This window comes from Microbacterium sp. CGR2 (genome assembly GCF_003626735.1).
GTDB lineage: Bacteria > Actinomycetota > Actinomycetes > Actinomycetales > Microbacteriaceae > Microbacterium.
In genome coordinates, this window is the sequence record NZ_RBHX01000001.1 from 33,119 (window position 1) to 46,154 (window position 13,036).

A 13,036-nucleotide genomic window follows, 5' to 3' on the forward strand; every position below is an offset into this window, starting at 1 on the left:
GTGCCCCAACCATGACCACCAACACCCACACCACCGCGCCCAACGCCGACGGTGAGGACTTCGCCACCAGCAACGGGCTACGCGCCCTGCTGCACCGGCTCCACACCACAGGACCAGGAGGATGGATCCACGACCCGGCCGCCGCCGGACTGATGGCCTACGCCGCGGAGAAGTACGAGCCTCTGGCCAGGAAGCACGGGTTGGACCCGTGGGAAGCCGCGTCCGCAGCATTCGACGTGATGCGCACCCGTGCCGCCCGAGAAGCACACGATCCGTGGGCGGTGATCACCCACGCGGTGCGGATCACCTGCATCTTCGAAGAACGCGCCCAGGGACTCTTGTGCTCGGTCCACCAGGCCCGCCGCCCCCACGTCTCGGCGTTCCACGACCCCGAACGGTTCTCCGACCGCGAGAACCCTCGGACCGACTACCACCCCGCATTCCACATCACCGACACCCCGGCCACCCACGAAGAGACGGACACGGATTCGCTCGGGTCGCGAGCGTGCACCTCGGCGTCTTCGGCGGTGGAAGACGCGATCACGCTGTTCACCCGGCTGGGGTGGCCGCCTTCGACCGCGCGAGCCGGCCTGGAGCACGTCTGCGCTGCGTTGACGAAAACCGGAACCCGCCACGCCACCTTTGAGAGCTTGCGTCGAGACAAGCACGCTCGCGCGCTGCTCGACATCCCCGGCCGCTCCTGGACCGCGCTGCTGAAAGCGCTCCTGGGCAACCCGCATCCCGCCTACGCCGCCACAAACGCGGGCAGGGGTGTGCTCCTGCGGCTGCTGATCGGCGAGTCCCTGCCAGTACTGCTACGCGATGACGACCTCATCCTGACCATCTCCCTCGCCGCCCCCTGGAACCGAGACGGTCACAGCGGTGATCGGTCGTGAGCGCGCCGGCCGGCCACATCGAGCTGGAACGCACCGTCGCCTCCATCTCCGTCGGACACCGACACCGCACCGCGTTCGGTGACATCGACGAACTGGCCGCCTCGATCGACCGCGACGGATTGCTGCAACCCATCACGATCACCCCCGACGGGGTGCTGGTCTGCGGGGCGAGAAGGTTGGCGGCGATCAAGCAGCTCGGCTGGCGCACCGTCAACGTCTGGGTGAGAAGCGGCATCTCCGACCGTCTCGGGCACCTGCTCGCGGAGCAGGACGACAACGTCCTTCACAAGCCGTTGACCCAGACCGAGGCCGCCGCCCTCTACCGCGAGCTGAAGACGCTGATGGCCGAGGACGCTGCCCGCCGGCAGGCTTCGGCCCGGTTCAGCGCAGAGAACCAGCCCGGAAGTGACGGTGGTGCAAAATTTGCACCACCGTCGACGGGCGCACCGGGCAAGAGCCGTGAGCAGGCCGCCGCGATGGTCCCTGGCGGGGCCTCGCACACGACCTTGGAGAAGATCGGCTATCTCCAGCGCCTCGCCGACGACCCCGCCCAACCCGCCGACCTACGCAAACAAGTCAGCGAGGAGCTGGAGCGCATCGACGCAGGTGCCCCGGTGCATCCGATCTACGAGGCCATCCGCGCCACCGCCAGCGCTGCGCAGGAGCACCGCGAGGCCGACCTGCATCAGCTCGCAACTGAGGCGCTGGCTCGCGCGAAAGGTGCTCGTTCGAAGAGGCGTCCGCCACGGCCTCTTCCCGTGACCGGTGACGGCGGGGAGCCGGTGCGGTATCCGGTGCGGGCGTTCGTGCTCACCTGGGGCGAGCTGGCCAATTGGTGGTCGCACTACGACGCACGTCTGCTCGTCGCCGAGCTGACCGATGAGCAGATCGAGTCCTTCCTGACCACCGCCGAGGGCACCAGCCGGTTCGCCGAGGAACTGCGCGCCGCCCACGACCAGGCCAGCAGAGACGGACTCGGCTCCGCGCGGGGTCACCTGCGGGCCCTCTAGCCACGTCGGCCGGGGTGTACGGGGTGCACCTGGCGGGTATGAAGACTTCCGACTTCTCCGACCCTCGTTCCCGCCGCCGACTCATCGCCGCGCTTGCTGCTGCGGTCGTGGTTCTCCTGCTGGCCGGTGTCGGCGTGTACGGCCTGATCGCCGGCCCTTCGGGCACCAGTAACGGCAGCCGGGATGACTTCGCGCCCGGACCTGCGGTCACGACTCCGGCCGATCCGGTGCCCACCGCTACGCCGCGACTTCCGGTCGTGCGGGCCTCAGATGATCCGGAGACGTTCGCTCGCAACGTCGCCGAGACGTTGTTCGCGTGGGACACCGGGTCGGGGTTCATGCCCCTGGACTACACGTCGGTGGTCTTGGACGTGGGTGACCCGTCGGGTGCCGAGCAAGCCGGCCTCGCCTCCGACATCGCCGCCTACCTCCCCTCGCGGGAGGCGTGGATCGAGCTGCGCCAGTACGCCACCTCCCAGCACCTGAGCATCGACGACATCTCCGTTCCCGAGGCGTGGGACACCGCGATCGAACAGGCACAGCCGGGCCAGCTCGCAGACGGCACCACCGCTTACACGATCGAGGGCACCCGCCACCGCGAAGGCCTCTGGCACGACGACGAAGTGACCTCCGAACATCCGGTGGCGTTCACGGTGTTCATCGTCTGTGCGCCGACCACCTGTCACTTGCTCCGGTTGTCCCAGCTCGACAACCCCCTGCGATGAGGCCAACGGAGGTGATCGAGCTGTGAAGAAGGCGCTGATTGTCCTGCTGGCCGCAGCCGTCATGTTCGGCCCCACGGTGATGCTGCTGGGGGTCGGGGTGCTGCTGAACCCGGCCGCCCGCGCCGAGGCGACCTGCCTGCCCGGCAGCACTCTGGTCGTGGAGCCGATCCCGGACTCATTGACCGCGACGACCCGCAACGGCGAGACCATCACCCTGAACCGTCAGCAGTTGACTCATGCCGCGACGATCATCACCATCGGCTCCCAGACCGAGGGCATCAACGACCAGGGTGTGACGATCGCGCTGATGGCCGCGCTCACCGAATCGAGCTTGCGGATGCTGTCCAACACCGGCACCTACCCCGAGTCCGGCGGCTATCCCAATGACGGCGACGGCTCCGACCACGACAGTCTCGGCCTGTTCCAGATGCGCCCACAGTCCGGGTGGGGAACCGTCGCCGACCTCATGGACCCCACCTACCAAGCGCGCGCGTTCTACGGCGGACCCGGTGGTCCGAACTATCCCTCCCCGCGGGGTCTGCTGGACATTCCCGGTTGGGAACAGATGGACCCTGGCGAGGCCGCCCAAGCCGTCGAGGTGTCCGCCTACCCGGACCGGTATCGCAACTTTCAGCCGGTCGCCGAGACCATCCTCGCGACGCTCACCCGCCCCCTCACCGGCGGCGGAGACTCAGGCGTGGTGCCGGAGACCAGCCGTGTCCTGTTCCCCCTCCCGGAGGGCTCCTGGGTCAAGACGTCGGACTTCGGGCCCCGCATCCACCCGATCACCGGGCAGCAGTCCGTCCACACCGGCACGGACTACGCCGCCCCCGACGGCACGCCGATCCACGCAGTCGCCGACGGGAGGGTCACCACGGCGGAGTTCTCGGGCGGGTATGGCGGGCTGGTCGTCATCGACCACACCGTCGCCGGCCAAAGGGTCGCCACCGCGTATGCGCACATGTGGGAGACCGGCATCCACGTCACCGAGGGCCAGATCGTTACCGCTGGGCAGCACATCGGTGACGTCGGCTCTTCGGGCAACTCCACCGGCCCCCACCTGCACCTGGAAGTGCGCCCCGGCGGCCCCGGCTCCGAAGCCGTCGACCCCGCTGCCTGGCTCGCCGACCACGGCGCCACCGAACACGAAGGCGGCGACAACGGGGCGGGACCCGGCTGCGCGCCCGGGACCGACGCCGGAACACCGGAGGAGTTCCCAGGCGGGAACCCGGACGTGATGGTCGATGACCCCACCAGCTCGGGACAGATCACCGCGCGGCTCCTGCACCTGCACACCCAAGGCACCGCAACGTTCCCCGACTCCTCGTGGGCCTGCTATTCACCCCGGCCCGGAACGGTCTCCGAACACCCATTGGGGCGGGCGTGCGATCTGACGTTCGGCAACGCCATCGGCCAGGCGGCCACCGGTCCGGCGCTCGACGCCGGTTGGGCGGTCACGAACTGGATGAAGACCAACGCCGAAATCCTGGGGGTGGAGTACCTGATCTGGCAGAACCAAATCTGGTCCCTCGCCCGCGACGCCGAGGGCTGGCGCCCCTACGAACGCGGCACCGATGTCACCACACGCCACGACGACCACCTGCACGTCACCGTGCGATCCGGGAGCTGATCGGTCATGGATGTGTTCCCCGACTTCGAAGGCGTGGGCGGTATCGGTGACCTGCGCGCCGTCATCGGCGCGCTGTTGACGTTCGTGCTCATCGTCGCGGTGTTGATGCTGATCGTCTGCGCGATCATCTGGGCTATCGCGACCGCGAACGGCAACCACGGTGCCGCCACTAAAGCCCGCGTCGGCGCTTGGACCGCCCTGGGTGCTGCGGTCCTGGCCGGTGGCGGGGTCGCCTGGCTGAACTGGCTCATCTCCCTCGGCCAACAGCTCTGAGACGACGCCCGTCCGCATCCCCGGGCGGTCAGCTTCGCAGCGGGTGGGGCGGTGCCGTGCACCTGACCGACGAACCCATCCAGGTTCTCCGCCCCACGGGCGGAGTTCGTTCGTCAGGAGGCCCACCCGTGTTCGATCTCATCACCGCACTGCCCGCGCTCATGCCGATGGACATCAACATCGACCCCAACAGCGACGGCCTGCCCGGCATCGCCCAACTGCGGACCATCGTCGGCGCAGTCATGACCGTCGGACTGATCCTGTCCGTGCTGGCGCTGATCATCTCCGCGATCGTGTGGGGCTTCGGCGCCAACAGCAGCAATCCGCACCTGGCCGGTCGGGGAAAGGTCGGCGTCCTGGTGTCCTGCGGTGCGGCGGTGATCTGCGGCGCTTCGGTGACGCTCATCAACTTCTTCTGGAACGTCGGACAACAGGTCTGACCCCACCCGGCCGAACTCGAGTTCTGAGGAGTGTGATTCCCGGTGGGTGTATGCGATGTCCCCATCATCTCGTCCGTCTGCGACGTGGCCGGCGAAGCCGCCGCCACCCTCGTCTCGGCCCCCTTCGACTGGCTCGCCAGTGCGATGGGCGCCGCCGCCGGGTGGCTGTTCGAGGCCGTCTGGACGGTGTTCGACACCACCACACTGGTCGACGTCACCAGACCTGAGTACGTCGCGGTCTACAACATCCTGTTCGGCATCGCCGTGTTCGTGATGCTGATCTTCTTCTGCCTGCAACTCGTCACCGGGCTCATCAAACGCGACCCCAGCGCCCTCAGTCGTGCTGCCCTCGGACTCGCCAAGTCCGTGCTCGGGAGCTTCGTGGTCATTACCCTCACAGCGCTGATGTTGGAGATCGTCGATCAGCTCTGCGTCGGGATCATCCAAGCCGCCGGCGAGACGACCGAGTCGATGGGCGACAAGATCACCCTCCTGGTCGCGGGCCTGGTCGGGATCAACATCGCCGCCCCTGGCGTCGGAGCGATCATCACCATCTTCCTCGCCGGACTTGCGATATCGGCAGCCGCGATCGTCTGGCTCTCTCTTCTCGTCAGGAAGGCTCTGCTGTTGGTGGCGATCGTCCTCGCACCTCTGGCGTTCTCCGGCGCGTCGTGGGATGCGACGAAGGGGTGGATCAGTAAGTGGGCGATGTTCGTGATCGCCTTGATCGTCTCCAAGCTCGTCCTCGTCGTGATGTTTCTCGTCGCCATCACCCAAGTCAGTGCGCCGATCGACGGGGACCTGTCCTCGGTGGCCGACCCGATCGCGGGGATCGTGCTGATGGCGATGGCCGCGTTCGCCCCCTATATGACCTATAAGTTCCTGAACTTCGTTGGCTTCGACATGTACCACGCGATCGGCTCCGAACAGGACGCCAAGCAAGCCCTCAACCGGCCCGTTCCGACCCCGGGCAAGCCGCAGGGCGGGGCGGAGCCGAAGAAGGTCCTCGACGGCGGCGACAGCGGTGGTGGCGGTGGCGGGAAGCCTCCCGAGCCGAAGCCCTCCGCACCCGGTGGCGGTTCAGCGCCAGCCGGTGGGGGCAAGGCCGCCGTCAGCAGCGGCGGAGCGGGAGCGGGTACGGGCGGTGGAGCCGGCGCGGGTGCTGCGGCGGCGGGTCCTGTCGCGGCCGCGGTCGTCGCGGCGAAGGTCGCCAAAGACTCCGCGACTGCCGGGCCGAGGGCCGGCAAGGCGCTGGGGGGTGAGGGCGAGAGCGCCGCCGACGCCGCAGGCCAGACCGGCAGCACCCCACCGCCGGCAGCGCAGGCACCCCCGCCGTCGACCCCGGCACCCAAGACGCCCTCAGCGCCGCAGTCGCGTCCGCCGAAGCCGACCGGAAAGGAGTGACCGGCCATGACCTCGAATCAGAACGAACGCACCATGTCCTCGGAGCTGGTGCCGGTGAAGTTCTCCCGCCTCACCCGCCGCGGCATCCTCCTCGGGCTCTCGCTGTCGCAGCTCATCACCCTCGCAGTCGGCATCCTCTCGGTCGTCGGTGCGCTCTACGCCGGCGGCGGCATCCTGCTCGCCTACACCGCACCCATCTGGGTACTGGCGGCCACCTTGACGTGGACACCGATCTCCAGTCGCCCCGCGGTGGAATGGCTGCCGGTGGCGTTCTGGTGGTTCTGGCGTTCGACCGGCGGACAGCTCCTCTACCGCCGCCGGATCGTCACACCACGACCCGTCGGCACCCTCGCCCTGCCCGGTGACACGTCCCGGCTGCGCGAATACACCGACCCCGAAACCAACGCCGGCATGGTCCACGACCCCCGCCAGCAGACGTTGACCGTGGTCTGCGAGGTCACCCACCCCGCCTTCGTCCTCCTCGACCCTGGCGAGCAGGAACGACGGGTCACCTCCTGGGGCCGTGTCCTGGCCACGGTGTGCCGCTCCGGGCGCATCGCTACCCTCCAGGTTCTTGAACGGACCCTGCCGGACTCCGGCACCGGGCTGGCCGAATGGTGGGCCTCCCACGGAACCGCCGACGGCACCTGGGCGGCCACCACCTACGCCGAACTCATCGAACGCGCTGGGCCCGCCGGGGAACGCCACGCGACCACGCTGTCGCTGTCGTTGGATATGAAGACCAGTGCCCGGCAGATCAGGATCGCCGGCGGTGGCATCCGCGGGGCCGCCGCCGTTCTACGCCAGGAGATGAACACGCTGGTCGCTGCACTGCGCTCGGCTGACCTCGCCCCGACCGGGTGGCTCACACCCGGCGAGATCGCCGTCATCCTGCGCTCGGCATATGATCCGGCGATTGCTGCGACCTTGGAACGTCACGGCGAACTCGGACAATCTCTGGCCACCGCCGGACCAGTCGCGGTCAACGAGTCCTGGACGAGATTGCGCACCGACTCCGCCCACCATGCGGTGCTGTGGGTCTCCGAATGGCCGCGCTCGCTCGTCTACCCCGGCTTCCTCTCACCCGTGCTCCTGTCGACCGGCATTCAGCGCAGCTTTTCGATGATCTGCACGCCCATGCGCTCCGACCAAGCCGCCCGCGACATCCGGAAGAAGAAGGTCGAGCACGTCAGCGACGCCGCACAGCGGGCGAAGATCGGGCAGATCGAAGACGCCGCCCAGAGTGCGGAATACCAAGACGTGCTCCAGCAGGAAGCCGACCTCACCGCCGGGCACGGGGTGCTCCGCTACACCGGCCTCATCTCCATCTCCGCCCCCACCGTCGAGGAACTAGAGGCCGGTGTGGCAGCGATCGAGCAAGCCGCGATTCAAGCCTCCTGCGAAACCAGGCTGCTGGTCGGTCAGCAGGCCGCGGCGTTCACCGCGGCCGCGTTGCCACTCTGCCGCCGCGTCTGAGCACGCGGGCGGTGGAGGGGCGCGAGTGCGCACCTGAGAGGTGACCCCGATTCCGGGGCTTGCTCGCGTTCACGGGAGACCTCTGATGCCTAAATTTCACGACCCGCTCGCCGATGCCGCGGAAGCCTCCGAGGCCCTGCGTGGCCTTGCCCACGCGTCCCGGGTCTTCGATGATCCGGCCGACACCTACGCGGTGTTCGGTGAGTTGACTGCCGGGGTGCGGTCGCTGCGCCAGGTGCTCGGCCAGCTCGGTGCCGCTCATCTGGCTCACCAGGGTCGGGCGTTTTCTGACGCCGGCTCCCACACGGCCGGGACAGCCAGTGCGTTGGGCACGGCCGATGAGCTGCACCACGCCGGCACCCTCCTCGATCAGGCCTCCGACCGGCTCGACGCGGCGTTCTCCCATTCAGGGCGCATCGCCTGGCACCCCGAACCGTCACCCGACCGCACGGCCAGCCGCGAACGTCTGGTGGCCCGGCTCGACGATACCGACGTCACCACCGTGCAGGTGGGGACGCTGACCCTTGCGGTGTGGCCCGACACGCCCGTAGGTGAGCACCAGCGCTATGCCTACCGCATCACCGACACCACCACGGGCCAGGAGGTGTCGGGCCGGGACCTGTTCACCGGCGCCGGAATCCCGGTCGAACCGGACCGAGCCATCCGGGACCTGGCCGGATACCTGGGCGCGGCGGCCGAGGCCCGCCAGTACGCCTTCGACCACCCAGGCAGCGCCCCCGAGAACGCCGGCCTGTTCCCGGTCTGGGTGGCCGATGCCGCTCGCACGAACCTCGACGCGCTCAGCGAACTGAGTGAGCACGGCCCTTCAGAGCCCGAAACGGCGGTCGCGGGGCGGCGGTGGTTCAGCGTGGTGTTCCTCCAAGGCGAGGCAGCCGACCGGGTGCTCGATGTGATCGACCGTGACGGCACCGACGCCGCGATCAGTGAGCTGGCCGCTTACGACTACGGCGCCGAGACCCAGCAGTCCGCGTTGGAGAACGGGTACGTCTACGACGACCAACCACCCACCACTGTGACAGACAAGGCCGCGACAGCGGATGTGTACACGCTGACCTTCAACCACACCCTCGGACACGTCGGCCTCTACCGGCAGCTGGACGCCCTGCCCGACCCGGCCCTGCCCGATCCGGCCCAGTTGGACATCGACGCCCCCGCCGTCGGTGCGGAGCAGCCGCATCGTGAATCCATGCAACAGGGTTCTGCGGCGCGACGTGCGGCGCCGAGGGCCGAGAAGGACTGGTTCGCCCCAAGCGCGGCTGTCGGCGGGCAGTCTGGACGGGGACTGTCGCTGTGAACACTCCCGAGACCGAACGCGAGCGGCTGCATACCTCTGTCCTCGTCGCACCTGCGGAGGAGCGGCGCCGGTTGCGCAAGCAGCGCCGCGAGGCCGCCGCGAAGCTCCAGGGCGAGCAACGTTCCGCCGAGAAGACAGCAGCCAAGACCAAAGCAGAGGCCGAGCGCGCCGAACGTCGCGCCACCACCTACCTGCCCGCAGCGGGCGAGCCCGGGCCGGCCGCGTTGCGCACGCCGGGCCGGTTCCGGCTCCCGCGTCACCAGGACACGTCTGCGACGTTGGCGGGTGCGTATCCGTTCGTCGCGGAAGGAGGCCTCGGCTCCGATGGGGTGTTCGTCGGCCAAGACCTATACTCCGGCGGCTCGTTCGTCTACGACCCCTGGGTCTTGTATGCCCGTGGTGTCATCACCGCACCGAATGTGGTGCTCGCAGGGATCGTCGGGTCCGGGAAGTCGTCGCTGGCGAAGTCCCTCTACACCCGGAGCCTGCCGTTCGGGCGTCGCGTCTATGTCCCCGGCGACCCCAAGGGCGAGCACACCGCCGTCGCCGAAGCCGTCGGCGGCAGGGCGATCGTCCTCGGCCACGGCCTGAACACTCGCCTGAACCCGCTCGATGAGGGTCACCGGCCCGCGGGACTTTCTGATGAGCAGTGGGCGATCACGGTCGCGTCGCGTCGCCGTGATCTGATCGGGGCGCTTGCTGAGACGGTGCTGGTGCGCGGGTTGACGCCGTTGGAGCACACGGCCATCGACCTCGCACTCACCCAGACGGTGCGGGAGAACGACGTGCCGATCCTGCCGATGGTCGTCGATCGCATCCTTGCCCCGAGTGAGGATGCTGACGAACGGCTGGCCGAGGATGGAAGGCTCGTCGGGCACGCGCTGCGCCGTCTGGTCGCCGGTGACCTACAAGGGTTGTTCGACGGTCCGTCGACCGTCCGGTTCGATCCGTCGCTGCCGATGATCAGCCTCGACCTGTCCCGGGTGACGGAGAACAGCACGTTGATTTCGGTGCTGATGACTTGCTCCAGCGCGTGGATGGAATCGGCCCTGCTGGACCCGAATGGTGGGCAGCGGTGGGTGATCTACGACGAGGCCTGGCGACTGATGTCCCACCCGGCTCTGTTGAAGCGGATGGATGCGCACTGGCGTCTCGCCCGCCATTACGGGATCGCGAACATGCTGATCTTCCACAAGCTCTCCGACCTGGACAACGTCGGCGACCAAGGCTCCGCCATGCGATCCCTCGCCAACAGTCTGCTCGCCAACGCTGAAACCCGGATCGTCTACCGGCAGGAATCAGACCAGCTCGGCCCCACCGCCCAAGCCCTCGGACTCACCGGCACCGAACAGAAACTCCTCCCCAGCCTCGGTGTGGGACAGGGGTTGTGGCGGATCAAGGCCAGGAGCTTCGTGACCCAGCATCAGCTCCATCCTGCTGAATATTCGCTGTTCGATACGAGCACTCGCGCGTCGGGAGGCCTGTGATGGCCAGCCGCCGCCCTGCCGTGCAGGAACTCTCCCAGTCGCCGGTGGTGCTGCCGCATGTGGTGATCACCGTCACCGAAACCGGCGCCCTGGACGTGACCATCGACGGCACCCCGTTACCGCCACCAGCAGCAGACACCAGGTGGACGCGCAGCACCTTCGGCGCGTTGATGGATGCCATCACGAAGGACCGGACGGTCGCGGTGAGGATCGAGGTTCGCGAGGTTGACGGCAGTGTGTTCACCGACATCATCCGCGCCCGCAGACCCTCCCCGCCACCGACTCCCGATCTGGGTGCGGAGCCTGCGACGCGGCGCGGTCGACGCACTCACGCCCGGGAGGCGATGGAGTTGGTCGAGGTCAGCGGCGAGGGGTTTGTGCCCGGTGAGGATGTTGCGGTCGCGGTCATCGTCACCCACACCGACGCCACCGGCACCGGGGCCGTTCGTTCTCTGCTCGATGTCGGCCACCTTGACGCGGTGCTGCGGGACGGTACCGGCGAGGTGGTCCTGTTTGGTCGGGTCTCCGGCACCGTGCAAGTTCGGCGAGTGCCTTGAACGGACAGCGGCAGTCCGGGGGCATGAGTGATGAGCTGACCAACGCCGCGCTCATCGGACTGGTCGGAATGTTCGGGGTAGCGCTGATCCTGCGCGCCTCAGGGTCAGTGGCGGCGTTCGTAACCGGCACACCCCAACCCGCGGCGGGGCCGGCGTCGGGCCTCGGGGTGCTGTTCAACCCCGCCGACCCCGCCACCGCCCTCGACGCCGACGGACTGAGTCCGGTCGTCTACTGGATCACCACCGGCCTCCTGCTCGCCGCACTCGCCACCGCCGGGATATGGGCATGGGGGCGGCTGCGCAGGCACTCGCGGAAGGTCGAGACCGACCCGCGGCGCCTGGCCGGCACCGCCACCGCCCACGACGTCACCCAGGCCGCCTCGGGCAAGGCGCTGCTGCGCCGCGCCAGCACGCTGCGCCCGTCGCTGGACGACCCAGCACCGGCGGATGTGGGCTATCTGATCGGCACCTCCAAGGGACGTCAGGTGTGGGCGAGCGTTGAGGACTCGATCCTGCTCATCGGCCCACCCCGTTCCGGCAAGGGCCTGCATATGGTCGTCAACGCGATCCTGGACGCCCCCGGCGCAGTCGTCACCACCAGCACACGGCCGGACAACCTCACCGCCACATTGCGCGCCCGCCAACGGGATGGGCGGCCGGTGGCGGTGTTCGACCCCCAACGTCTCGCCGAGGGCATCCCCGCCGGGATGCGCTGGTCACCCATCCGCGGCTGCGAGGACCCGCTGACGGCGATGATCCGTGCCACCGGCCTGGCCGCAGCCACCGGGCTGTCTGCTGGTGGGGTCGAGTCCGGAGGGTTCTGGGAAGGCAAGACCCGCACTGCCCTCCAGGCTCTCCTGCATGCCGCCGCGCTCGACGCTCGTCCGCCCTCGGAGCTGTTCCGGTGGACACTCGACCCCACCACAGCGGCCGAGGCCGTCGCCATCCTTACCAACAGTGCTCAGGCGGCCACAGGGTGGGCGGACTCGCTCGGCGCGATGATCGATTCGGACCCTAAGACTCGCGACTCCATTTGGCAGGGCGTCGCCCTCGCACTCGGAGCCCTCGCCGATCCCCGCGTCCTGGACGCCGTCAGTCCCGGTCCGGGTGAGGGCTTCGACCCCGAGACCTTCATCCAAGAGCGCGGCACGCTCTACCTGCTCGCCACCGGAGCTGGCGCCGGCGCATCCTCCGCGCTCGTGGCGGCGTTCGTCGAAGACCTCATCGAAACCGCCCGACGGATCGCCGCCCGCTCACCCGGCGCACGCCTGGACCCACCGCTGCTGCTGGCGCTGGATGAGATTGGCAACCTCGCACCCCTCCCGAGCCTTCCGACGCTGATGGCCGAAGGCGGCGGCACCGGCATCACGACCCTCCCCGTCCTCCAATCCCTCGCCCAAGCACGGGACAAGTGGTCGGACAACGCCGCCGGAGCAATCTGGGACGCCTCCATCGTCAAGATCATCCTCGGCGGCGCCTCCAACTCCCGCGACCTCCAAGACCTGAGCACACTCCTCGGGGAACGCGACGAATACACCGACAGCGTGACCCTCGGCGACCACGGGACGCGATCGAGTCAACGCTCCGTGCGCCGGGTCCCGATCCTGCCCCCTGACCGCATCCGCACGCTGCCGTTCGGCACCGGCATCGCTCTCCTGCGGTCTGCGCCACCGATCGTCACCGATCTGCGTCCCTGGACGAACCGTCCCGACGCCGGCCAGCTCACCGAGGACCGAACCGGGATCGAGGCGCTGCTGCGCCGTCCTGTTTCCTGATCTGGCGCACCTGCCCAGGGGGTGGGGTGCGCACCTGCCTGACACCAG

At 68.7% G+C, this 13,036-nt stretch carries 12 protein-coding genes; all 12 read left to right on the plus strand.

Features of this window, described 5'->3' with window-relative positions; translation table 11 throughout:
• The first annotated feature begins 11 nt into the window (after positions 1–11).
• The 12 genes from D7252_RS00180 (at position 12) to D7252_RS00235 (ending at position 12,988) form a co-directional block, all read left to right on the plus strand.
• A complete protein-coding gene (locus D7252_RS00180; RefSeq protein ID WP_120773560.1) occupies positions 12–896 on the plus strand; it encodes a hypothetical protein in 885 nt (294 codons plus the stop codon).
• Positions 893–1,906: a ParB N-terminal domain-containing protein gene (locus D7252_RS00185; RefSeq protein WP_120773561.1), complete on the plus strand. Its 1,014-nt coding sequence runs from the start codon at positions 893–895 to the stop codon at positions 1,904–1,906. The genes D7252_RS00180 and D7252_RS00185 overlap by 4 nt, the downstream gene beginning before the upstream one ends.
• 38 nt (positions 1,907–1,944) lie before the next feature.
• Positions 1,945–2,631 (plus strand): hypothetical protein, encoded by a 687-nt coding sequence (locus D7252_RS00190; RefSeq protein WP_120773562.1) that lies wholly within the window; start codon positions 1,945–1,947, stop codon positions 2,629–2,631.
• Positions 2,632–2,653: 22 nt separating this feature from the next.
• Positions 2,654–4,261, plus strand: a complete 1,608-nt coding sequence (locus D7252_RS00195) for a M23 family metallopeptidase (protein ID WP_374225750.1) — start codon at positions 2,654–2,656, stop codon at positions 4,259–4,261.
• Positions 4,262–4,267: 6 nt separating this feature from the next.
• Entirely contained in the window at positions 4,268–4,534 is a 267-nt protein-coding gene (locus D7252_RS00200; protein ID WP_120773563.1) for a DUF6112 family protein, read from the plus strand.
• Between the two features lie 128 nt (positions 4,535–4,662).
• Entirely contained in the window at positions 4,663–4,974 is a 312-nt protein-coding gene (locus D7252_RS00205) for a DUF6112 family protein (RefSeq protein WP_120773564.1), read from the plus strand.
• Between the two features lie 42 nt (positions 4,975–5,016).
• A complete protein-coding gene (locus D7252_RS00210; protein ID WP_120773565.1) occupies positions 5,017–6,378 on the plus strand; it encodes a conjugal transfer protein TrbL in 1,362 nt (453 codons plus the stop codon).
• Positions 6,379–6,384: 6 nt separating this feature from the next.
• On the plus strand, positions 6,385–7,854 hold the full coding sequence (locus D7252_RS00215; protein ID WP_120773566.1) for an SCO6880 family protein: 1,470 nt from the start codon (positions 6,385–6,387) through the stop codon (positions 7,852–7,854).
• Positions 7,855–7,939: 85 nt separating this feature from the next.
• Positions 7,940–9,169, plus strand: coding sequence for a hypothetical protein (locus tag D7252_RS20285; protein ID WP_251050537.1), 1,230 nt, complete (start codon positions 7,940–7,942; stop codon positions 9,167–9,169).
• Complete coding sequence (locus D7252_RS00225; RefSeq protein WP_120773567.1) at positions 9,166–10,656, plus strand: ATP-binding protein; 1,491 nt, start codon at positions 9,166–9,168, stop codon at positions 10,654–10,656. The genes D7252_RS20285 and D7252_RS00225 overlap by 4 nt, the downstream gene beginning before the upstream one ends.
• A complete protein-coding gene (locus D7252_RS00230; RefSeq protein WP_120773568.1) occupies positions 10,656–11,213 on the plus strand; it encodes a hypothetical protein in 558 nt (185 codons plus the stop codon). The genes D7252_RS00225 and D7252_RS00230 overlap by 1 nt, the downstream gene beginning before the upstream one ends.
• Before the next feature lie 23 nt (positions 11,214–11,236).
• Complete coding sequence (locus D7252_RS00235; RefSeq protein ID WP_120773569.1) at positions 11,237–12,988, plus strand: type IV secretory system conjugative DNA transfer family protein; 1,752 nt, start codon at positions 11,237–11,239, stop codon at positions 12,986–12,988.
• Positions 12,989–13,036: the final 48 nt, after the last annotated feature.